Annotated in this window: 21 protein-coding genes and 1 tRNA gene; 11 read left to right on the top strand and 11 right to left on the bottom strand. The window is 63.4% G+C overall.

Going from position 1 to position 21,984, the window contains the following annotated elements:
* Positions 1–6: 6 nt before the first annotated feature.
* The 3 genes from ACZYTC_RS05320 to ACZYTC_RS05310 all read right to left on the bottom strand — a co-directional run bounded on the left by ACZYTC_RS05320 (position 7) and on the right by ACZYTC_RS05310 (position 4,949).
* Positions 7–3,180, bottom strand: a complete 3,174-nt coding sequence (locus tag ACZYTC_RS05320) for an efflux RND transporter permease subunit (RefSeq protein ID WP_488989079.1) — start codon at positions 3,178–3,180, stop codon at positions 7–9.
* Between the two features lie 11 nt (positions 3,181–3,191).
* On the bottom strand, positions 3,192–4,343 hold the full coding sequence (locus ACZYTC_RS05315) for an efflux RND transporter periplasmic adaptor subunit (RefSeq protein WP_488989078.1): 1,152 nt from the start codon (positions 4,341–4,343) through the stop codon (positions 3,192–3,194).
* Positions 4,344–4,706: 363 nt separating this feature from the next.
* Positions 4,707–4,949, bottom strand: coding sequence for a hypothetical protein (locus tag ACZYTC_RS05310; protein WP_434957055.1), 243 nt, complete (start codon positions 4,947–4,949; stop codon positions 4,707–4,709).
* A 196-nt stretch (positions 4,950–5,145) separates the two neighbouring features.
* Here ACZYTC_RS05310 and ACZYTC_RS05305 point away from each other — a divergent pair, with 196 nt between their 5' ends.
* From ACZYTC_RS05305 to ACZYTC_RS05290, 4 genes are all read left to right on the top strand, one after another.
* Complete coding sequence (locus tag ACZYTC_RS05305) at positions 5,146–5,445, top strand: HlyU family transcriptional regulator (RefSeq protein ID WP_434957056.1); 300 nt, start codon at positions 5,146–5,148, stop codon at positions 5,443–5,445.
* An 85-nt stretch (positions 5,446–5,530) separates the two neighbouring features.
* Positions 5,531–5,607 (top strand) — tRNA-Arg (locus tag ACZYTC_RS05300).
* A 230-nt stretch (positions 5,608–5,837) separates the two neighbouring features.
* Positions 5,838–7,460, top strand: coding sequence for an ABC-F family ATP-binding cassette domain-containing protein (locus ACZYTC_RS05295; protein WP_481272491.1), 1,623 nt, complete (start codon positions 5,838–5,840; stop codon positions 7,458–7,460).
* A gap of 139 nt (positions 7,461–7,599) precedes the next feature.
* Positions 7,600–8,358 carry a YbaY family lipoprotein gene (locus ACZYTC_RS05290; protein WP_434957058.1) on the top strand — a complete coding sequence of 253 codons (759 nt, stop codon included), beginning with the start codon at positions 7,600–7,602 and terminating at the stop codon, positions 8,356–8,358.
* 13 nt (positions 8,359–8,371) lie between these two features.
* On the opposite strand, the gene ACZYTC_RS05285 is transcribed toward ACZYTC_RS05290, so the two are convergent.
* Positions 8,372–9,262 carry a LysR family transcriptional regulator gene (locus ACZYTC_RS05285; RefSeq protein WP_434957059.1) on the bottom strand — a complete coding sequence of 297 codons (891 nt, stop codon included), beginning with the start codon at positions 9,260–9,262 and terminating at the stop codon, positions 8,372–8,374.
* Between the two features lie 110 nt (positions 9,263–9,372).
* Here ACZYTC_RS05285 and ACZYTC_RS05280 point away from each other — a divergent pair, with 110 nt between their 5' ends.
* The 4 genes from ACZYTC_RS05280 to ACZYTC_RS05265 all read left to right on the top strand — a co-directional run bounded on the left by ACZYTC_RS05280 (position 9,373) and on the right by ACZYTC_RS05265 (position 11,995).
* Positions 9,373–10,047 (top strand): cysteine hydrolase family protein, encoded by a 675-nt coding sequence (locus tag ACZYTC_RS05280; RefSeq protein WP_434957060.1) that lies wholly within the window; start codon positions 9,373–9,375, stop codon positions 10,045–10,047.
* A complete protein-coding gene (locus ACZYTC_RS05275) occupies positions 10,044–10,379 on the top strand; it encodes a GYD domain-containing protein (RefSeq protein ID WP_434957061.1) in 336 nt (111 codons plus the stop codon). Before ACZYTC_RS05280 ends, ACZYTC_RS05275 begins: the two co-directional genes overlap by 4 nt.
* Before the next feature lie 114 nt (positions 10,380–10,493).
* Complete coding sequence (locus tag ACZYTC_RS05270) at positions 10,494–11,303, top strand: transporter substrate-binding domain-containing protein (RefSeq protein ID WP_434957062.1); 810 nt, start codon at positions 10,494–10,496, stop codon at positions 11,301–11,303.
* A 20-nt stretch (positions 11,304–11,323) separates the two neighbouring features.
* Positions 11,324–11,995, top strand: a complete 672-nt coding sequence (locus tag ACZYTC_RS05265; RefSeq protein WP_441772326.1) for an amino acid ABC transporter permease — start codon at positions 11,324–11,326, stop codon at positions 11,993–11,995.
* Between the two features lie 4 nt (positions 11,996–11,999).
* Here the strand turns inward: ACZYTC_RS05265 and ACZYTC_RS05260 are convergent, their stop codons facing one another.
* The gene (locus tag ACZYTC_RS05260; protein ID WP_454814509.1) at positions 12,000–12,467 is read right to left on the bottom strand and encodes a GNAT family N-acetyltransferase; all 468 of its coding nucleotides are present in this window, start codon (positions 12,465–12,467) and stop codon (positions 12,000–12,002) included.
* A gap of 198 nt (positions 12,468–12,665) precedes the next feature.
* Between ACZYTC_RS05260 and ACZYTC_RS05255 the strand changes: the two genes are divergently transcribed.
* The gene (locus tag ACZYTC_RS05255; RefSeq protein WP_441772327.1) at positions 12,666–13,109 is read left to right on the top strand and encodes a VOC family protein; all 444 of its coding nucleotides are present in this window, start codon (positions 12,666–12,668) and stop codon (positions 13,107–13,109) included.
* 6 nt (positions 13,110–13,115) lie between these two features.
* Here ACZYTC_RS05255 and soxR read toward each other — a convergent pair whose 3' ends face one another.
* On the bottom strand, positions 13,116–13,559 hold the full coding sequence (gene soxR / locus ACZYTC_RS05250; RefSeq protein ID WP_434957066.1) for a redox-sensitive transcriptional activator SoxR: 444 nt from the start codon (positions 13,557–13,559) through the stop codon (positions 13,116–13,118).
* Positions 13,560–13,680: 121 nt separating this feature from the next.
* Here soxR and ACZYTC_RS05245 point away from each other — a divergent pair, with 121 nt between their 5' ends.
* Positions 13,681–15,114: an MFS transporter gene (locus tag ACZYTC_RS05245; protein ID WP_488989077.1), complete on the top strand. Its 1,434-nt coding sequence runs from the start codon at positions 13,681–13,683 to the stop codon at positions 15,112–15,114.
* Positions 15,115–15,173: 59 nt separating this feature from the next.
* Here the strand turns inward: ACZYTC_RS05245 and ACZYTC_RS05240 are convergent, their stop codons facing one another.
* The 5 genes from ACZYTC_RS05240 to ACZYTC_RS05220 all read right to left on the bottom strand — a co-directional run bounded on the left by ACZYTC_RS05240 (position 15,174) and on the right by ACZYTC_RS05220 (position 21,055).
* Positions 15,174–16,211, bottom strand: coding sequence for an NAD(P)-dependent alcohol dehydrogenase (locus ACZYTC_RS05240; protein WP_454814515.1), 1,038 nt, complete (start codon positions 16,209–16,211; stop codon positions 15,174–15,176).
* A 183-nt stretch (positions 16,212–16,394) separates the two neighbouring features.
* Complete coding sequence (locus ACZYTC_RS05235; protein ID WP_488989076.1) at positions 16,395–17,924, bottom strand: sugar ABC transporter ATP-binding protein; 1,530 nt, start codon at positions 17,922–17,924, stop codon at positions 16,395–16,397.
* Positions 17,925–17,926: 2 nt separating this feature from the next.
* Positions 17,927–18,886 (bottom strand): ABC transporter permease, encoded by a 960-nt coding sequence (locus ACZYTC_RS05230; protein ID WP_434957070.1) that lies wholly within the window; start codon positions 18,884–18,886, stop codon positions 17,927–17,929.
* A complete protein-coding gene (locus ACZYTC_RS05225; protein ID WP_488989075.1) occupies positions 18,886–19,920 on the bottom strand; it encodes an ABC transporter permease in 1,035 nt (344 codons plus the stop codon). The genes ACZYTC_RS05230 and ACZYTC_RS05225 overlap by 1 nt, the downstream gene beginning before the upstream one ends.
* 109 nt (positions 19,921–20,029) lie before the next feature.
* A complete protein-coding gene (locus ACZYTC_RS05220) occupies positions 20,030–21,055 on the bottom strand; it encodes a sugar ABC transporter substrate-binding protein (protein WP_488989074.1) in 1,026 nt (341 codons plus the stop codon).
* Between the two features lie 202 nt (positions 21,056–21,257).
* On the opposite strand from ACZYTC_RS05220, the gene ACZYTC_RS05215 reads away from it, so the two are divergent.
* Positions 21,258–21,983: a GntR family transcriptional regulator gene (locus ACZYTC_RS05215; RefSeq protein WP_434957073.1), complete on the top strand. Its 726-nt coding sequence runs from the start codon at positions 21,258–21,260 to the stop codon at positions 21,981–21,983.
* Position 21,984 lies beyond the last annotated feature (1 nt).

Raw genomic sequence — 21,984 nt, 5'->3', positions numbered from 1 at the left:
TCGCCCCTACTCGGCTGCTGGCGCCGCCTCTGCCGGCTTGACTTCCTTGCGCTTCTTGCCCGGGGCAAGCATGCGCAGTGCGACATAGAACACCGGCGTCAGGAACAGGCCGAAGAAGGTCACCCCCAGCATACCGAAGAACACGGCGGTGCCCAGCGCCTGGCGCATTTCGGCGCCGGGACCGGTGGCGATCAGGAGCGGTACCACACCCAGGATGAAGGCGAAGGCCGTCATCAGGATCGGGCGCAGGCGCAGGCGGCAAGCCTCCACCACCGCTTCGATCGGCGTCTTGCCTTCCCGTGCCTCGGCCTCGCGTGCGAACTCCACGATCAGGATGGCGTTCTTGGCCGCAAGACCGACCAGCACGATCAGGCCGATCTGGGTGAGGATGTTGTTGTCCAGGCCACGCGCCATCACCCCGAGCAGGGCGGAGAGCACCGCCATCGGCACGATCAGGATGATGGCGAGCGGCAGCGACCAGCTCTCATACTGGGCGGCCAGCACCAGGAAGACGAAGAGCACCGACAGGGCGAAGATGAAGATCGCGGTGTTGCCCGTCGCACGTTCCTGGAAGGCCAGTTCCGTCCACTGGAAACTGGTTCCCTGCGGCAAGGTCGCCTTTGCCAGAGCCTCCATCTCGTCCAGGGCCTGGGCGGTGGAGACGCCTGGGCCGGCATTGCCCTGCAGCGGCACGGACGGATACATGTTGTAGCGCTGGATCAGCTGTGGGCCTGAGACCTCCTTCACTTCCACCAGCGTACCGAGCGGTACCAGGGCTCCGGAGGCCGAGCGTACGCGCAGGCCGCCGATCTGTTCAGGATCGTTGCGGAAGCGCTGATCGGCCTGGGCCTGCACCTGGTAGACGCGCCCGAACGCATTGAAATCATTGACATAAGCTGTGCCGAGATTCTGCTGCAGCGTGTCAAAGATGTTGGTAATCGGGACGTTCAGGATCTCGGCCTTCTGCCTGTCTATGTTGAGGAAGAGTTGCGGCGAGTTGGCCGAGAAAGTGGTGAACACGCCGGAAAGCTTCGGGTTCTGGCGTGCCTTGCCCATCATCTCGTAGGTCGAAGCGAGGATACGCTGGATATCCGAGCCGAGCCTCTCCTGCACCTGCAGCTTGAAACCACCGGCATTGCCGATGCCGCGCACCGGGGGCGGCGGGATGGCGATGATGAAGGCTTCCTCGATCACCTGCATGCGGCCGAACAGATCCTTGATGATCTTGTCCGCGGTCAATCCTTCCTTCAGGCGCTCCTCGAAAGGCTTGAACGGCACGAAGATCGCGGCCGAATTGGTGGCGTTGGTGAAGGTCGCACCGGAAAAGCCGGCAAAGGCCACGGCATCCTGCGCACCGGGCGTTGCCCGCGCAATTTCGGAGACCCGCCGGGTGACGGCGTCGGTGCGCGAAAGCGCGGCACCGTCCGGTAGCTGCACCACCACGATGGCATAGCCCTGGTCGAGCGTCGGAATGAAGCCCTGCGGCACCTTCTGCACCGCCCAGACCGTACCGGCCAGCAATCCTGCATAGAGCGGCAGCATGATGATCTTGCGCCGGACCACGCGATTGACGCTGGAGGCGTAACCGTTGGACAGACCATCGAAGCTCCGGTTGAAACCGCCGGCCAGGCTCTTTCCGAGCCGTGTCAGCGGATTGCGCGGCGGTTCATGGCTGTGCGGCTTGAGCAGGATGGCCGCAAGCGCCGGCGACAATGTGAGCGAGACAAAGGCGGAAATGAAGGTCGAGACCGCGATCGTCAGTGCGAACTGCCGGTAAAACTGGCCTGATATGCCGGGAATGAAGGCGGTGGGAATGAACACCGCGCCGAGCACCAGGGCGATGGCGATCACCGCCGTGCCGACCTCGTCCATGGTCTCATGCGCCGCATCGCGTGGGGACATGCCCAGACTGATATTGCGCTCGACATTCTCCACCACGACGATGGCGTCATCGACCACGATACCGATCGCCAGCACCATGCCGAACAAGGTCAGCGTGTTGAGCGAGAAGCCGAAGATGGCCATGATCGCGCAGGTGCCGATCAGCGAGATCGGGATGGCGATCACCGGGATGAGCGCCGTGCGCCAGCTTTGCAGGAAGATGATGATCACCACCACCACCAGCACCACGGCCTCGCCGAGGGTGTGATAGACGGCGTTGACCGACTCCGCGATGAACTGGGTGGGATTGTAGACGATGGAATAGGCGACGCCCGGCGGGAAGGACTGCTTGAGCTCCTCCATCTTCTTGATGATCTCGTCGGCGGCCTCCAGCGCGTTGGTATTCGGGCGTTGGAAGATCGCCAGCGCCACCGCCGGCTTGCCATTGAGGTAGGAATTGGTGACGTAATCCTGGGCGCCGAGTTCCACGCGCGCCACGTCCTGGACCCGGATGAGTTGCCCGTCCGGGGTCGAGCGCACGATCACGCGCCGGAACTGGGCGACATCCTGGAAGCGCCCCTGGGTGTTGATGGTGACCTGGAAGGCGCCGCCCGAACTTGTCGGCTCCTGGCCGATGGCGCCGCTGGAAACCTGGACGTTCTGGGCCTGGATCGCGGTCACCACGTCGGACGAGGTCAGGCCGTAGCTGGCGAGTTTGTCCGGATCGAGCCAGACGCGCAGGCTGTATTGGCGCTCGCCGAAGATGGTGAGGTCGCCGACGCCGTCGAGACGAAGCAGGTCGTCACGCACGTTGTTGCGGGCGTAGTTGGAGACATAGAGCTGATCGTAGCGGTCATCCGGCGAAAACATATGGATGACCATCATCAGATCGGGCGAGGATTTCAGCGTGGTGACACCGAGGCGCCTGACATCATCCGGCAGGCGCGGCGTGGCGATCGCGACGCGATTCTGCACCAGCACCTGCGCAGTATCGAGGTCGGTACCGAGCTTGAAGGTGATGGTTAGCGACATCGAGCCGTCATTGGAGGCGTAGGAGGACATGTAGAGCATGTTCTCGACGCCGTTGATCTGCTGCTCCAAAGGCGTGGCCACCGTAGCGGCGACGGTCTGGGCATTGGCGCCCGGATAACTGGCGCGCACCACGATGGTGGGCGGCGCGATCTCGGGATATTGCGCCACCGGCAGGCCCAGAAAGGCGATGGTGCCGACGAGCGTGATCACGACCGCCAAGACCGATGCAAAGATCGGCCGGTCGACGAAGAAATGGGAAAATCGCATGGACCGCTCTCTCAGTTCGCGGCCGCGACAGCGGTGGCCGGCAAGGTCGTCAGCTTGGGATCGACCTTGATGCCGGGCCGCACCCGCATCAGTCCGTTGACGACGATGGTCTCGTCACCCTTGAGCCCCTCGCGGATGACGCGATAGCCATCCACGCGCGAGCCGACACGGACCGGCTTCAGCGAAATGGCGTTGTCGGCGCCGACGACATAGACGACGCGCCGATCCTGGTCCGACCCGAGTGCGTCCTCCGGCACCAGTACGCCCTTGTATTTGTCGGAACCGAGGATGCGGATGCGGCCGAACAGGCCGGGCACCAGGGCCAGATCCTTGTTCTCGAACACGGCGCGGGCCCGCATGGTGCCGCTGGCGGCATCCAGACGGTTGTCGGTGAAGTCCATATGGCCCTTGTGGATGGGCTCGCGCTCATTGGAAGTGGCGACCAGGACCTCGTTGAGATTGCCATCGCTCGAAATGCGCAGCGACCCGGTCGAGAGCTTCTGATAGGCAAGATAGGAGCGCTCATCGACGTCGAAATAGAAGTTGATCGGGTCCATCGACACCACATTGGTGAGGACCGTCTCATTGGCATTGACGAGGTTGCCGAGCGAAACCAGGCGCCGAGACATCCGGCCGGGGATCGGAGCCCTGATCTCGGTGAACTGCAGGTCGAGCTTGGCGCGGTTCAAGGTCGCCTGGGTCCGGTTGAGATCAGCCTTTGCGGTGGCGAGCGTCTGCGTGCGTTCGTCATAGATCTGGCCGGTGATGTTGCCCGACTTGCGCAGGTTCTCGGCGCGGCCGACGTCACCGGCGGCGAAATCCACCCGCGCCTTGGCTGCCTCGACACTGGCCTGTGCCTCTTCGAGCGCGGCCTGATAAGGACGCTGGTCGATGGTGAAGAGCAGATCCCCCGCCTTGACGATGGCACCGTCGATGAAATGGATCTTGTCGACGTAACCCGAGACACGGGCGCGGATGTCCACCCTGTCGACCGCCTCGAAGCGGCCGATGAAATCGTCATATTCGACGACGTCCTTCACGATGGGCTTGGCCACCGCGACGGGCGGCGGCGGCGCGTTCTGGGCGAGCACCGTGGTGGAGAACCCCAAAGCCAGCAGGGTGCCGATCACGGCATCGCGGCCACGCAAATTTTCTAGTATCATTCTACCTTCACGCATAGCTGCCTCTTCGCGGACCCTGGTGAAAAATCAATAATTTAACGAGAGTCGGCATCAGGCATGCCGAAGCCCCCGTGCGCCGGGCTCGTCGGCAATTCCGATGCCGGCTCCCTTGTCCGGCAAACTGAAAATGAAATCCCCCCGCGGCTCCCGCCGTCTTGTGGGGTTCCTTGATTTTGGTCTTCCTGCGGCAATTTCAAGGCCACCGGCTGAAGACCGATGCGGAAAAAAACGAGAGCGCCTGCTTTAGCGAGGCGCTCGCGGTTCCGGAATCGGAACCAATTGAGAGCATTCTTGCGGTTGCATCGTTCTTGCCGAAAACCGCAATCCACTTTTCGGCACGATACTCTAGCGGCGCCAGCCGCGATGCCGATGGCCGCGATACTCCCATGCGTGGCCATTCTTGCCATCGGGCGCATCCTGGATCGCCTCGTCACAGGCGCCGAAGAAGCGATACCACGGCAGGATGCATTCGATCCTGGCATTGTCGGCGTAGCGCTCACCCTGTTGGCGCGAGGCTGCCTGTCCCGTACCTGTTCCAGCATAGAACCCACCCATCACGATCATGCCGGCGAGAATGAGCTTGTTCATGTCTGTATCCCAGGAATCGCCGCCGCATCTCGTCGCGGCTGGCGAATTCTAGTGGAGCGCGCAGGCAGGAGCAAATCGCCCGCAGCTTCTGCGCGAAAGCCCGTCCTCCCACAACCGGGCGGAACATGCGCCCATTGGCGACAAGCGTCAATGCAGCTATCGTGCGGGCCTCGATCAATCATATTGGGACTTTGCCGTGGCCTCCTTCCTTAAATCCCTCTCCTCCCTGTTCGGAGGCAAACGCGAATCGGATGGTGACCCCACCCCCAAGGGTGATGGCGAGGAATATAACGGCTTTACCGTGCGCCCTGCCCCCTACAAGGAAGGCGGCCAGTATCAGACCTGCGGCTTTGTGGAAAAAGAGATCGGCGGCGAACTCAAGAGCCATAAGTTCATTCGGGCCGATCGTTTCGCCAGTTTGGACGATGCCGTGCAGTTTTCCCTGACCAAAGGCAAGCAGTTGATCGACGAGCAGGGCGAGGGTTTATTTCGATAATATGAAAAAAAGCGAGAAGGGGGCTTGCATACCCCGCTAGGCTTGGTTATCAGACCGGCCATGGAAGCGCCGGTCGCTTCCCAGTGCGCCCGTAGCTCAGCTGGATAGAGCATCAGACTACGAATCTGAGGGTCAGAGGTTCGAATCCTTTCGGGCGCGCCATTCTTTCTATTTTTCATCACATTGTCAGTTGCTTGTGGGCATGATTTCATATCCTGCCTCATGGTGATCGACTGATTGTGAACCTGCCGTCCAGTGTGGATGACAGGTGTCCGCCGTTCCCATGATCCGGATTCGTCATTTTCCACGGCACGTCCGGCCTGCTGGGATCTTTCTCCTGTTTCCGGCATCGCGTAAGAGCGTGCTTCCCTCCGCATTGACCGCATCGCTCCATGATCCGCCTCGAAAATATCTCCAAGCAGAACGGCCACCAGATTCTGTTCATCGAAGCCTCCGCCACCCTGCAGAAGGGGGAGAAGGTGGGGCTTGTCGGCCCGAACGGGGCCGGCAAGACCACGCTGTTTCGCATGATCGCCAGCGAGGAAGAACCCGATGAAGGCCGTGTCTCCGTCGATCGCGGCGTCACCATCGGTTATTTCAACCAGGATGTCGGCGAGATGGCCGGCCGTAGCGCCGTCGCCGAGGTGATGAATGGTGCCGGCCCCGTCAGCGAGGTGGCGGCCGAGTTGAAGGAACTCGAAACCGCGATGGCCGACCCGGACCGGGCCGACGACATGGATGCCATCATCGAGCGTTATGGCGAGGTACAGGGGCGATTCGAGGAACTGGGCGGCTACGCGCTCGAAGGCCGCGCCCGCGAGGTTCTGGCCGGGCTGAGCTTCAGCGAGATCATGATGGACGGCGATGTCGGCGCCCTTTCCGGCGGCTGGAAAATGCGGGTCGCCCTCGCCCGCATCCTGCTGATGCGTCCCGACGCCATGCTGCTGGACGAGCCAAGCAACCATCTCGACATCGAGAGCCTGATCTGGCTGGAGGGGTTCCTCAAGGGCTATGAGGGCGCCCTGCTGATGACCTCGCATGACCGCGAATTCATGAACCGCATCGTCTCGAAAGTGGTGGAGATCGATGGCGGCACGCTGACCACCTATTCGGGCGACTACGAGTTTTACGAGCAGCAGCGCGCCCTGAACGAAAAGCAGCACCAGGCGCAGTTCGAGCGCCAGCAGGCGATGCTCGCCAAGGAGATCAAGTTCATCGAGCGCTTCAAGGCGCGCGCTTCCCACGCGGCGCAGGTACAAAGCCGGGTGAAGAAGCTGGAGAAGATCGACAAGATCGAGCCGCCGCGCCGGCGCCAGAGCATTGCCTTCGAGTTCCAGCCTGCACCGCGCTCGGGCGACGACGTCGTCAGCCTGAAGGAGGTGCACAAGGCCTATGGCGATCGCATCATCTATGAAGGCCTTACCTTCCAGGTCCGGCGCAAGGAGCGCTGGTGCGTGATGGGCATCAACGGCGCCGGTAAATCCACCTTGCTCAAGCTCGTTGCTGGCACCGCCGAACCCGACAGGGGCGCGGTCGTGCAGGGCGGCAGCGTCAAGATGGGCTATTTCGCCCAGCATGCCATGGACCTACTCGACGGCGATTACAGCATCTTCGAGACGCTCGAGGATGCCTTTCCCCAGGCAGGCCAGGGCTCGCTACGCACCCTGGCTGGCTGTTTCGGCTTTTCGGGCGACGATATCGAGAAGAAATGCCGCTTCCTGTCGGGCGGCGAGAAGGCCCGGCTGGTGATGGCCAAGATGCTCTACGATCCGCCGAACTTCCTGGTGCTGGACGAGCCCACCAACCATCTCGACCTGGCGACCAAGGAGATGCTCATCGCGGCCCTGTCGCAATATGAGGGCTCGATGCTGTTCGTTTCGCATGACCGGCGCTTCCTCGCCTCTCTCTCCAATCGTGTGCTGGAGCTGACGCCGGACGGCGTCCACCAATATGGCGGCGGCTACACCGAATATGTCGCCCGCACCGGGCATGAGGCGCCCGGTCTGCACAGCTGAGGCGCGGCGCACCTCTGGGACGGCTCGGCTGACGCCTGCCCCAGCCAAAGGCTGCGAAGGCAGCGTCAGGCTGATAGGGTGACCGAAGAAGCCCGAGGATCGGAACGTGCCGGTCCCATCGCCCTGAGGAGTAGATCCGATGATCAATCGCTGGTGGCCCGTCGTACTAGCCTGCGCTCTGCTCGGCCTGATGCTTCCCGCGAGCGAGGCTTTCGCAAGACAGCGTATCTTGACCGGCACAGTCAGCTATCGAGAGCGCATCGCCTTGCCTCCCTCCGCGATGATCGAGGTCAAGCTCGTCGACGTGTCCCTGGCAGACGCCCCGGCCCGCACGCTGGCGCGGACATCGGTTCGGTCCGGCCGGCAGGTACCCATTCCCTATCGCCTGCGCTATGATGACAGGTCCCTGAAGCCGACCGGCCGCTATGCCCTGGAGGCACGCATCAGCGTCAATGGCCGCCTCTGGTTCCTCAATACCACCCACCACGCCGTCACCGCGGGCGAGCTCGTGAATGGCGACATCCAGGTCGATCGCGTGGGGCAAGAGGCTGAAGCCAGCCCGGCCGGTCCGAGCGGACGCTGGCTGGCCGAGGACATCAATGGCCGCGGTGTGGTCGACAATGCGCAGAGCGTGCTCGAAATCGCCGCCAATGGCGCGATCTCCGGTCGCGGGGGCTGCAACGGCATGGGCGGCAGGGCCACCATCAGGGGCTCGCGCATTCGCATCGGACAGATCGTCAGCACCCAGATGGCCTGCCCGCCGGCCATCATGGATCAGGAAGGCAAGTTCATCAAAGCCCTGGAGTCCGCGCGCAGCTGGCGCATCGATGCGGCCCGCAACAAGCTGCTGCTCCTGGACGCAAGGGGACGCTCGATCCTCGTCCTCGCTCGCATGTAGCCATTTCGGGAACTCACAACCCGACGCGTTCGACGAGCCGCTCCATCAGCGCCTGCAGGAGCGGCTCCTCCGCCCGGTCGACCGAACAAAGGATGTAATAAGCCGCCGCCGCATTGATCGAGGTGGCGAAGGGCTGAATGAGCCGTCCCTCGCGCAGCAGATTGCGCGTGAGCACGTCCGAGACAAGCGCCAGCCCCTGCCCTTGCACAGCCGAGGCAACCGCCTGTGCCACCGAGGCCACGCGCACGCTGGCACTTCCCTGCAGATTGACCCGTGCCGCCACGGCCCACCGTGCCCATTCCTCGCCGCGGTCCTCGTGCAGCAGCGTGATGCCATTGAGTTTGCGCTCACGATGCTGCAGGTCGAGCCGTGGAAACAGGATCGGCGAGCATACCGTCCGTAAGCGTACCTCGCTGAGCAGGCGCCAGTACCGTCCCGGGAAAGGCGGATTGTCGTAGACGATGGCGACATCGCTGGCCTGCCAATCCACCTCGGCGGCGGTTATCGCCTCGTTGATGGCCAAATTGGCGATGTTACGGCTTTCCGCGAACTCCACCACCACCGCGCTCAGCCAGGCGACCCCGAGCGCGGTCGGCAGGGATAGCGACAGGTTCTGCTGCGGGGTGGCAGCGCCTCGGCTGCGGCAGTCACGTGCAGCCGAATCGAGCTGGCCGAGGCTGACGGCAACCGCCTGGGCAAAATCGCGGCCGGCCGGCGTCAGCGCGATGTTGCGTCCCGCCTTTTCGAACAGGGGGATCCCGATCGCCTCTCCGAGCTTCTTAAGCTGCAGCGAGACGGCGCTTGGACTGAGATTGAGTTCCTCCGCCGCCCGGCGAAGGCTTGCCAGCCGGGCCGTCGCCTCGAAGGTCGGCAGATATTGCAGATAGACCAGGGGTCGAGCCATGATGCCTCGCGCGGTGATCGATGAGATTATTAGAACAATTTTGATTAAAACAAATCGTTTTTTGAGAACAATTTCGGGTGCTATCCAGGATGGCGAAAGGAAGCACCCCGATGATCCAGGCGACACCATTCGATTATCCCTATGACGGCAGGCTCGACGCGCGCTGCACGGCGCTGATCGTCATCGACCTGCAAGAGGACTTCCTCTCGCCGACGGGCTATTTCGCCAGGCAGGGCTATGATCCCAGCCCACTTCGGGCCATCCTGCCGACGGTCAACCGGCTGATCGACGCCGCCCGCGCCGCCGGCATCCGCATCATCCATACCCGCCAGGGCTATCGCGGCGATATGGCGGACATGACCCCTTACGAAAAATGGCGCCGTAAGCGTGCCGGCCTCGACGGCACGCAGGTTCTGCTGCGTTCAAGCCCAGGCTTCGAGATCGTCTCCGACATCGAGGTGCGCTCCGAGGACATCATCGTCGACAAGACTTGCAACGGCGCCTTCACCTACACCGATTTCGAGCACGTGCTGCGGGCCCAGGGCATCACCCATCTGCTTTTCTCGGGCTGCACCACCGATGTATGCGTCCATACCACCTTGCGTGAGGCCTGCGACCGTAACTTCCAATGCCTGACCATCTCGGATGCCTGTGCCAGCGGTGACCAGCGCGCCCATGAGGCAGCCCTACACATGGTGACGGTGGAGAACGGCATCTTCGGCGCCCTGACGGATTCGGCCGCTGTGCTCGCCGGCCTTGCCAAGCTGCCGAGGGCCGGCGCGTGAGCCAGCACCACGGCGCGCCCCAGCGCTACGTCTCGCTGATGCGTCTCACCGCCAAGGGCCTGGCCGAGCTCGGTGACAGCGCCGGGCGCAGGCGTATCAGCGAAGAGCGTGTGGCGGCGTTGGGCGGGCGCTCCATCGCCTTCTACGCCCTGCTCGGCGCTTATGACTTCGTACAGATCTTCGAAATGCCGAGCACCGAAGCGATGATGCAATATGTGCTCACCGCGCGCCGCGACGGCCATGTCGATCCGCTCATCCTCCCCGCCTTCGACACGCAAGCCTATGGCGGGATCATCGAACGCATCCAAGCGGCGGACATCCGGACAAGCTGAAGCATCTTGTGATGAGACGGCATCGCCAAGAATCATAAAGACATGTCGAAACAATGAATTAGAGCAAACAAGCGTTCTGCCATGGACGCAGTTTGCTCCAAGGGGGAGACAGTCATGACAGCGAAATTCGTGACCATGGTCGCACTGGCGACGCTTGCCAGCACCGCGGCATGCGCGGAACAGCCGAGCTTCGTTTCGGACGGATCGATCAATATCTGCACCACCGCGGCATTTCCACCCCTGAGCTACAAGCGCTCACCGGGCGACCTGACGCCCGTCGGTATCGACATCGAGATCGCCGAGGCGCTGGCCAAGACCTGGGGCGCCAGCACGAGCTATACCGTCACCGACTTCTCGGGCCTGCTGCCGACGCTGGGTTCGGGGCGCTGCGGCCTGATCATCAGCGGCATCTATGTCAATGACGAGCGCCGCAAGACCTATGACGGCGTGCGCTACATGAAATCGGCCACCGTGCTGGTGACCAAGGCCGGCAACGCGGCGATCGGCAAGCCGGACGACCTCAGCGGCCGCGACGTCGCACTGGAGGCCGGCACCTATTACAAGGAAGAGCGGCTGGATCCCCTGAACAAGACCCTGGAAGCGGCCAGCAAGCCGCCCGTCGCCATCCACAATTATCCGACCCAGCAGGCAGCCTATCAGCAGGTGATGGTGGGCCGCGTCGACGCAACGCTGACCGAGGAGGCCGAGGGTGCCTTCCGCGTTGCCGACGCCAAGGACACGCTACAGATCGCCTATACATGGCAGTCCGACTTCACCTACGGCATCTATATGCGTCGCAAGGACGGCGACCAGGCGCTGGTGCGCAACTCCCTGAGGAAACTTCGCGATGACGGCTTCTTCGCCGCTCTCGCCCAGAAATACGGCCTCAACGCTGCTGTCTTCGACGTCGACTACGACAAGTAGCCGGGAGCAGCGGCGCCGACATGTCCTTCGATCCGGCACTCCTCCTGACGGCACTGACCAACCCGGCCATGCTGCAGGGCGCCGCCATCGCCCTCATCCTGTCCGTCATCGTCTTCGCCGTCTCGTTCTTCCTCTGCCTGCCGCTGGCGCTGTGCCTGAATTCACGCAAGGCGATACGCAATGGCTCGGCGCAGCTCTATGTCTGGGTGTTCCGCGCCGCACCGCTCATTCTGGTGCTGCTCCTGGTGTGGAATGGCTCGCCGCAGTTGATGCCCTTTCTGCTCAAGGCAGGCTGGTTCACGCCCTTCGTGGCGGCGGCAATCTCCTTCACCTTGGTCACATCAGCCTATATGGCGGAGATCATGAAGGGAGCCCTGCGCTCGATCGGCGCCGGACAGGGGGAAGCCGCGACCGCGCTCGGCCTCACGCGCCTGCAGGCCTTCAGGCTGGTGATCCTGCCGCAGGCCCTGCGTGTCTCGCTGCCCGCTTTGGTCAACGAGTTCATCAACCTTCTGAAGGTGACCTCGCTCGCCTATGTCATTTCGCTGCGCGAGATCATGGCGGTGGTCAATGACGCGATAGCAGCATCCTTCCGCTTCGTGGAATGGTATTGCGCCGCCCTGATCTACTATCTCGTCATCGTCTCGCTTTTCATGATGGCACAGTCGCTGATCGCCCGCCGCCTGCAGTGAAGCCTCACGGCTTGACGAAGAGGATGGTGGTCAGCCCGCTCTGCCATTCCTCGTCGGGATAGCGACCGGCCTCGCGATAGCCCCGCGAGAGGTAGAAGGCCTGGCTCGGCTGGTTGAAAGTGTCCGTTTCCAGGCGCACCTGTGCAAAGCCAGCCGCCTTGATCGCGGCCTCCGCCGCGTCCATCAGCCGGTGTCCGATACCCTTGCGAGCGTGGCTGGAGTGGACATGCAGGGCATCGATGAAATCGCCTTCCCAGCGCACGAAGCCTGCCACCTCGCCGTCGAGTTCGGCAACCAGGCATTCCTGCCCATGCTCGTCGATGAAGCGATCGGCGAGGCCGGAGGTGAGATAGCGCTCGACAGCTGCTGGCGTGATGTTGGGGCGCCAGGTGCTGTCGAACGTATCCCGGAGGATCGCCTTCAACGCCGGCTTGTCCGCCTCGCTGCCCTGCCTGACCACGACGACACCCATTACCATCTACCCCGATTGCAAGCCCGCCCGACCCGGGCTCTTGCGCTTCACACTGCCTTAACCTGATTCTCAGCGGCGTAAGCGCCCGAAGCACGGAGAGATGACCGGCCCATATTCTCGCCATGTCACCACGGAAATTCTCGTTATGTCACCATGGAAGGAAGTACCGACTGACGCCGGATAAGCGCTAGAATGACGATGAGCGCCCTTTTGGAGGACATGCCGATGACACTGACGGTCCAGCCTTTCCTGATGTTCCAGGGGCAAGGGCAGGCGGACGCCGCCATGAACCTCTATGTTTCCTTGTTTCCGGACGGCAAGATTCTCGACGTCGAGCGTTACGGCCCCGGTGAAATGGGGCTGCAGGGTTCGATCAAGAAGGCGCGTTTCAGCATCGCCGGCCAGAGCGTGGTCTGCATCGACAGCCCGGTGCAGCACAATTTCACCTTCACGCCATCCTTTTCGTTCTTCATCGATTGCGAGACGAATGAGGAGTTGGATCGTCTCTTCGCCACCCTCTCGCAGGACGGCACTGTCTTCATGGCCCTTGACGATTACGGGTTCAGCCGCCGGTTCGGCTGGATCGCCGACCGTTTCGGCGTCTCCTGGCAGATCAACCTGCCGTTCGAGCCGGTGGGCTGACACAGGCTACGCCTCCGCCTCCTGCATCAGCCTGACCGGCCCACTGCCTGCACCCGCGAGCCGGTCATCGGTATTGAGCAAGGTGCAGCGTTCCATCGACAGGCAGCCGCAACCGATGCAGCCCGTCAGTTCGGCGCGCAGGGTCTGCATCAACGCGATGCGATGGTCGAGCTCGTCGGCCCAGTGACTGGCGAGTATTTCCCAATCGTGCCGGGAAGGCGGACGATCGTCCGGAAGCTCGGCCAGGCGAGCTGCGATCTCCGCCAGCGAGAAGCCGAGTTCCTGCGCCACCTTGATCAGGGCGACGCGGCGCAGCACCGCCCGGTCGTAGCGGCGCTGATTGCCCTGGTTGCGCCGGCTGCGGATCAACCCCTTGCGCTCGTAGAAATGCAGCGCCGTGACCGACACGCCGCTGCGGTGAGCGAGATCGCCGACGCTCAATTCAACCATGGTTCGTCTCCCAAAAACAGCTTGACCTTAACTTAAGTAGAGGTTGTAGGCCAGACGATGTCGGGATGCAGAGGTTGCATCGGACACCGTTCGAGACGGATGCTGGAAGTTGGAGCTGAAGATGGACACGCAAGTCAGCACGGGAACGGAAGCCCGTTGGCGCGAGATCGCGGTCGGCAGCTATGCCGGTGCGACGGCGACGCTTTGCCTTGGCGTTGCCCTGTTCGCCTTCAACAGCTTCCTGGTTTCGACCGCCCTGCCCTCGGCGATCGACGAGCTGGGCGGCGCCTCGTTGATCGCCTGGTCGGTCAGCCTCTATCTGATCTTCGCCATCCTCGGCGGCTCGATCGCGGCGTTGCTCAAGGCCCGCCATGGCGCACGGGCGGCACTGATCGGGGCAGCCCTGCTGTTTACGGCGGGAACGCTGTTCGCGGGCCTTGCTCCCGCCATGGCCGTGCTGCTGGTCGGCCGCGCCTTGCAGGGCTTCGGCGAAGGCCTGATCGCCGCGATCTGCTACGCGCTGATCCCGGAGATCTTTCCCTCCCGCCTGGTTCCCAAGGTGTTCGGCGCCGAGGCGATGGTCTGGGCAGCGGCGGCCTTCGGCGGCCCGGCCGTCGCCGGCATCATCAGCGAGACGGTGTCGTGGCGGGCGGCCTTCCTGGTCAACGTACCGCTGTCGCTGATCTTCATCGCCCTCGTCCTCAAAGTGGTGCCGCATGCAACCCGGCAGGAAGCGGTGCCACTTCCACTCGTCCAGCTCGGCGCCATCGGAGCCGGCATGGCGGCGGTGATGATCGCCGACGTGGCCGGCGGCACCGGCGCGGCCATGCTGCTGCTGGTGCTCGCCGCCCTGCTGTATGTCGGCGCCGTCTACAGCGACAGGCGCTCGCCGGCCCGGCTCTTCCCCAAGGATGCCTTCCGGCTCGGCAAGCCGATCGGCCTCGGGCTTTGGATCGTCTTCCTGATGCCGATGGCCCATTCGGCGGCATCGGTCTACCTCGTCTATCTGATCCAGCATCTTTGGGGGTACGGCGCCACGCTGGCGGGCGCGCTCAACGCGGTGATGGCGGTGTGCTGGAGCCTCGTTGCCATCGCTGTGGCGAGTGTGGCCTCGCAGAGGATCCGCCGCCAGCTGATCTGGCTGGGCCCGCTGTTCCTGGTGCTTGGCCTCAGCGCCATCATCGTCGCGCTCTGGCGGACCGACATCGTGCTGCTCGTCGGCGGCCAGATCCTGATCGGCGTGGGCTTCGGGGCAAGCTGGGGCTATCTGAGCCAGGGCCTGATGGAAGCCTCGCCGGCGGAGGAACGCAACCGCACCTCGGCCCTGCTGCCCACCCTGCAATCGGCGGCCTATGCCATCGGGGCCGCCGTGCTCGGCTTCGTGGCCAACGCCAACGGTGCCGGCTCCGCCACCACGGGTCCACAGCTTCAGCAAGCCATGCTGGCCGTGTTCATCCTGGCGATCGCAATCGCCCTGCCCGGTGTTTTCGCCGCGCTGAAACTGGCGCCGCTTCTGTTCAGGGAGAGGGAGCGGGCTCAGGGCTGCACGAGTTGAGAAAATCCAGCCCTCCCGCGAGGCCCTCGCCTCTTTCAGCAAGAGGGCAGGAAGACGCTTCAGTCCTCCATCAGGATCTGCAGCTTCACGTCTGTGGGCAAGGCCTTGGCGGCCCGCTCGAAGGCGGCGATGGAATCCTGGAAGGTATAGGTGCCGGTGATCAGCGGCTTGAGATCGACCTTGCCCGAACCGATCAGCGCCAGAGCGCGATCATAAATGTTGGCATAGCGGAACACCGTCTCGATGCGGACTTCCTTGGCGATGGCGCCAGGAACGTCGAAATTGACCGGCTCCACCGGCAAGCCGACCAGCACCAGCGCGCCGCCGGGCCGTACCAGGTCGAAGATGCCGTTATAGGCCTTGGCGCTGCCGCTCGCCTCGAACACCACGTCGGCGCCCCACTTGTCGGTCTCCCGCGCGATGGCGGCGGCGAAGGTTTCCTTGGTCAGGTCGACGGGAATGATACCGTCATAGCGCCCGGCAATCTCAAGCTTTTCCTTGCTGAAATCGGAGATCAGCACCTTGCTGCAGCCGCCGGCCAGGGCAGCAAGCGCGACCATGATGCCGATCGGGCCGGCACCGATCACTGCGCCGACATCGCCAGGTGCGATGCGGGCGCGTGCAGCTGCCTGCATGCCAACGGCGAAGGGCTCGACCATCGCACCTTCGGCGAAGGAGACATTGTCGGGTAGTTTGTAGGTGAAGGCGGCCGGATGCACCGTGAAGGGCGTGAGCACACCGTGCACCGGCGGCGTCGCCCAGAAAACCACGGACGGATCGACATTGTAGATGCCGAGCTTTGAGGCCCGAGAACTCAGATCCGGTATGCCGGGCTCCATGCAGACGCGGTCGCCAGCCTTGAGGTTCGTCACCTTCGAGCCGACCTCGACGACCGTGCCGGCCGCTTCATGGCCCAGCACCATCGGCGCGTTGACGATGAAATTGCCGATGCGGCCATGGGTGTAATAATGCACGTCGCTGCCGCAGACGCCGACGGTGTGCAGGGCGATCTTCACATCTGTGGGGCCGACCTCGAGCGGGAGATCGATTTCGCGCAGCGACAATTCGTGCTGGCGTTCGAGGACAAGTGCACGCATGGGTTTCCTCCGGTTTCGGGCAAACGTCGCCGAAGAGCCGGCGCGTATTCATCCGACATTATCGTCAGTTTGTTGCGGCAATCAACCAACTCCGGCAACCAACTCCGGCAACCGACGACGGCGAGCCGACAGAGATATTACCAGCTATCCGTGCGGGCCGATCCGTCAGAAATAATCCGGCCCTCACGCTGCATCGAGCTTGTGGATGAGGTTCATAATGCCTTCGCTCATGGCACCATAGTCGCGGCTGTTGTGCAGGTCTCCCGCCACCCGGTAGCCGTTCATCACCACGATGCGGTCGGCCAGGGCGATCATCTCCGGCATGTCTGAGGTGATGAGCAGGATGGAGGTGCCGGCATCCGACAGTTCGCGAATCAATTCATGCAGATAGGCCTTGGTCTTGATGTCGATTCCAACCGAGGGCTCGTCGATGATCAGGAGCCGCACACCCGCAGCCAGCCATTTAGCCACGCTGATCTTCTGCTGGTTGCCACCGGAGAGATTGCCGACGAGCTGCCCTAGGGAAGGCGTGCGAACCTCCAGCTTGCGGATATAGGGCTCGGTCGCCTTGCGCACGGTACGGTCGGTGAGCAGGCCGCCGAAACCGGCGAGCTTGCGCCAGATCGCGATGCCGGCATTGTCCAGCACCGAATGCAGGAGGATGAGGCCCTCCTGCTTGCGGTCCTCGCTGACATAGCCGAGCCGATGGGTATGGATCGCCTCGCCGACGCTGGTAATGGCCACCTCCTTGCCGTCGAGCCGGATGGTGCCCGACGTCGCCGGCTGCAGCCCCATGATAGACTTGGCGAGTTCGGTGCGCCCGGCTCCCACCAGGCCATAGAGCCCGACGATCTCGCCGCGGCGGACGATGAGATCGATGTCGCGATGGCCGAAGGGCGTGGCGACCTTCTCGAGCTGCAGCACGGGCGCTGCCCCGGCATGGTCGCGCGGCTTCCAGTCCGGGATCTGCTCGCTGCGCCCGATCATCAGGCGCACGAGATCCTGGCGCACGAGCCCTTCCATCGACCGGCTGTCGCAGGCATTGCGCCCGTCGCGGAGCACGGTGACCTGGTCGCAGATCTCCTGCACCTCCTCCAGTTTGTGGCTGACGAAGAGCATGCTGACACCCTCGTCCCTGAGCTTCTTGAGCAGAGCGAACAGGGCGACGGTCTCATGCGGAGTCAGGGAGGCCGTCGGCTCGTCGAGCAGCAGCACGCGCGAACGCAGGGACAGCGCCTTGGCGATCTCGACGAGCTGCATCTTGGCGACGCTGAGCTGCGAGACCGGGGTGGCCGGGTCGAGGTCGAGCCCGAGGACGTCGAGCCAGCGCCGCGCCTCGGCATTCACTGCGGCATAGTCGATCGGCTTGAACGGGCTGGCGCTCAGGCGCTCCAGCATGATGTTCTCGCCCACCGAAAAGCGCGGGATGAGGTTGCGTTCCTGATGCACCACGCCGATACCCCTGGCGATGGCGTCGCGGGTCGAGGTGAAATGCACGGGTTGCCCATCCACCACCAGTTCGCCCTCGTCGGGCCTGAGCACCCCCGTGATCAGCTTGATCAGTGTGGATTTGCCGGCACCGTTCTCGCCCAGCAAGGCGTGGATGGAGCCCGGGCGTAGCGAGATCGAGACCCCTTCCAGCGCCTTGACGCCCGGGAAGAACTTGCTGACGCCGCGCGCCTGGAAGACTGAGGCTGGTGTCTCTGCCGCCATGGTCAGATCCTCTTCAGGCCGCGGCTGACGCGGATCTCGCGCCAGCGGTTGATGCCGACAGCCCACAGGATCAGGCCGCCGAGAACGACCTGCACCAGGAAGGGATCGATATGGAAGAGCACGAGCGCCTGGGTGATGATGGCGACGATGATCACGCCGAGCAGCGTGGCGAAGCTGGAGACATGGCCGCCGGCGAGCACGGCACCGCCGATCACCGGCGCGGCAAAGGAAAGGATCAGCCAGTCATCGCCGATGGTCGGCTGCCCGATCTCCAGCCGCGCCACCAGCGCGATGCCGGCCAGGGCCGCCAGCAGGCCCGAAATGGCATGGGCGGTGACGACGGTCCGCGACACCGAGATGCCGGAGAGTTCGGCCGAATGCGGATTGCCGCCTACGGCCAGGATGAAGCGCCCAAGCGGCAGGCGGTTGAGCAGATACCACATCGCCGCGAACACGATGGCCGCCGGGATCACCAGCCAGGGCAGCGGACCCAGGAAGGTGGTGTTGCCGAAATCCTTGACGCTCTGAGGCACGCCGTAGAAGGGCTGGGCCTTGGTGATGGCGAGGTTGATGCCCTTGAACACCGACAGGGTGGCCAATGTGATGACGAAGGCAGAGATACCGGTGCCGGCGATGAAGGCGCCATTGACGATGCCGGCCAGGAGGCCGATCCCCGCCGCCAGCAGCGCGGCAAGCGGCGCCGGCAAGCCCCACACCTGCATCATGCCGGCAAAGGAGATCGCGGCCAGTCCGCCGATGGCCCCGACCGCCAGGTTCATCTGCCCGATGGCGATGATGATCATCTGGGAAAAGGCGATCAGCATGTTCACTGTGATGGCGAGCAGCAGCACCTGGATGTTGAGCGGCGACAGGAAGGACGGGTTGAAGCTGCCGATGAAAGCAATCGCCACGACGGCGATCGCCAGCGGCCCGAACCAGTCGGTCTGCATGAAGCGGGGCATCACACCATCCTCCGATGGGCGAGATAGGAACGGCGTGCCTTATCGATCAGCACGGCTGACAGCAGCAGGCAACCCAGGCAGGCCTGCACCCAGAACTCCCCGATCTGCAGGAGAAGCAGGCCGTTGGTCAGCATCGTAACCAGGATGGCGCCGAGCACGGTGCCGCTCACCGAGACGCGGCCACCGCTGAGCAGCGTGCCGCCGAGCACCGGGCCGAGAAAGGCCGGCAGCAGCCAGTCCTGCCCCAGTTGTCCGGCCATTGAGGGAATGGCCGCGCCGGTACGCGCCACCACGAGCATGGCCGTGATGGCGGCGAGCCCCCCCGACAGCATGTGGCAGAGGATGAAGACACGCCCGACGCGCACGCCGGAAAGCTCGGCGGCCTCGGGACGGGCACCGGCCGCCAGCATCTCGCGGCCGAGAACGGTGAAGCGATAGAGCATGCCCAGCGCGATCGCCACGATGAGGGCGACGACGAGAAGCGGTGAGACCAGGCCGAACAGGCGCAACCGCCCGAAATTGGAGAAGTCGGCCGGAATGCCGCGGAAGGATTGAGCCTTGGTCAGATAGATCATCGTCCCGAAGAAGATGCTCATGCTGGCAAGCGTGATGATGAAGCTGTGCAGGCCGGAGCGTACCACGACGAAACCGTTGATCCAGCCGAGCGCCGCCGCCAGGGCGATGGCGCCGAAAGCGGCAACAGGCCAGGGCAACCCCGCCAATTCCACCAGGGCGCCAAAGGCCATCGCCGCGCAGACGCCAATGGCGCCGACCGCCAGGTTCAACCCACCGGTGACGATCACCACCATCATGGACAGACCGACCATGATGTTGACGGCGGCGACGCGCCCCAGCGTGAACTGGTTGAAGGGTGAGAAGAACCCTTTGGTGGCGAGGCCGAACAGGCAAGCGAAGACCACGATCAGGACCAGCAGGCCGAATTCGTTTGTCAGGTAGAAGCGCACCGTGCCGCTTTGCATCGGCTTGCCGGTCGCCGGCGCGAGTGTTGCGATTGGGGATTCGTCACCGGCCATCGGCGGATCTCGGCTCCGTAGGAATAGAGTTGCGTCCGGTCGTCACTGCGGGTCTTTTCGATCCTGTGATCGGCGCGGCTCGCAATGACGAACAGTCCCTCCGGCGCGCTTACTTGCAAGCCAGGTAAGTTTTCTCGAAGCTCGCCAGCAGCGTCTTGGTGATGCCCTGCATGGCGGAGATGTAGTTGTCGACACCCGAGGCATCGACGAAAACCGTGCCCGAATCGATGAAGTGGTTGGTCAGTGCATTGGATTTCCAGGGCGCATCGGCCTTCACGGTGCAGCCATTGCGCAGCTTGTCGGCCGCGAAAGAACCGATATAGCCCTGGCCATAGGGGTTCTGCAGCATGGTGCCGTTGACGAAGCCGTCCTTGATCGCCTTGAGCACCACCTCGTCATGGTCGATGCCGACCATTTTGATGCGCTTGTCGCCGATCTTGCGCAAGGCGTTGGAGGCGACCACCGCCGGCACCCAGGCCGTGGTGACGATGCCGTCGATCTCACCGGCATGGGCAGCAAGATAGGCGTTGATCTTCTCTTCCGCCGGCTCGGGCGCGTCGATATCGGCGATGACCTGCACCACCTGCCCGCCTTCTTCCTCGGCAGCCTTCTTTACGGCGTCGATGCGAAGCTGCGTGTTGGGATCGACCAGGAAGCCGGTGAAATGGGCGATGCGCTTCTTGCCGCCCATCGCCTTGAACAATTCCTTGGTGCCGAGATAGGCCGAATTGCCGGTATCGGTACCGAGGCAGAAGGCCGCCTTGGAAGGGTCCTTCAGGCAGCCGGCCAGTGCCATCACCGGCGCGCCGGTATCGGCCAGCTCATTGGCTGTGGCCACCGAACCGACTGGATCGCCCGGGAAGATCAGGAAGGCATTGTAGCCCTGCGTTACCAGGCTTTCGAGCAGTTCGTTCTGCTGGCTGAGTTCCCATTTCTGCGGAACCTTGTAGTCCGCCGCACCGAGGCCGAAATCCTTGGCCGCATCTTTGCCGGCCTGATCCCAGGCCGAAAAATAGGGATGCGGACCGCCGGGCACCAGCGCCACCTTGGTGTCGTTGGCGGCCAAAGCGGGCAAAGCACCGCCGAACAAGGCAGCCACAGCCGCGCAAGCAAAGAGCTGACGTCGAATGAACATGAAATTCCCTCCCTCTGGGGATGACGTGCTGCGGGCGCTTCTCGACTTCGCTTGGCCCGCTTGACAGGTGTGGATACTAGGATCCAAGGTCAATCTATGCAACCATGTTTGCAAGATAATGGTAGCGATCTTGGTCCTCCCCCCATGCCATTCCGATTCAGGATGGAGCACCATATCATTGCGGTTTTGAAGGAGCCGGCCGATGTCTGCCTTGCCCAACAAACAGTCCGGGCCGGACGAAGACGGGCTGGGCTTTGCCGTCGACATCAATCGCAAGCATCCGGTGGGCGACCAGATCTACGAAGCCTTGAAGCAGGCCATCATCACGGTCAGGCTGATGCCAGGCACCTCGATCAGCGAGAACCGCATCTGCCGCCATTTCGGCGTGTCGCGCACGCCCGTGCGTTCCGCGGTGGTGCGGCTGAGCGAGGATGGCCTGATCGATGTCTATCCGCAGCAGGGCAGCTTCGTCTCGCCCATCCGCCTTGCCGAAGTGCGCGATAGCCATTTCATCCGCAAGCATCTGGAACTGGCTTTGCTGCGCGAGGCTGCTTCGCGCTGGACATCGGCCAAGAGCGTCGAGGCCCGCGCCATCGTGGAAACGCAACGCCAGGCCATGCTCGCCGATGACAAGGACCGCTTCTTCGAGCAGGACGAACGCTTCCACTACGCCTTTGCCGGCTTCGCCGAGCGCGAAGGCGTATGGCCGACCATCCTGCAGGTCCGCGCCCGCCTTGCACGCTTCGTGCGGCTGTTCGGCACGCCTTCCCGTCTGCCCCTGGTGCTGGAGGAACATCTGGCCGTACTCGATGCCCTCGACGACGGCAGGACGAACGAAGCCGCCGCCCGGCTCGAACAGCATCTCGACATGATCTTCACCATGCTCGCCCAATTGCCGGACGAGTATGGACCCTATGTTACGGAGTAGC

This window comes from Labrys sp. F242 (assembly GCF_057813875.1).
This window is presented reverse-complemented; position numbering and strand designations above follow the sequence as displayed.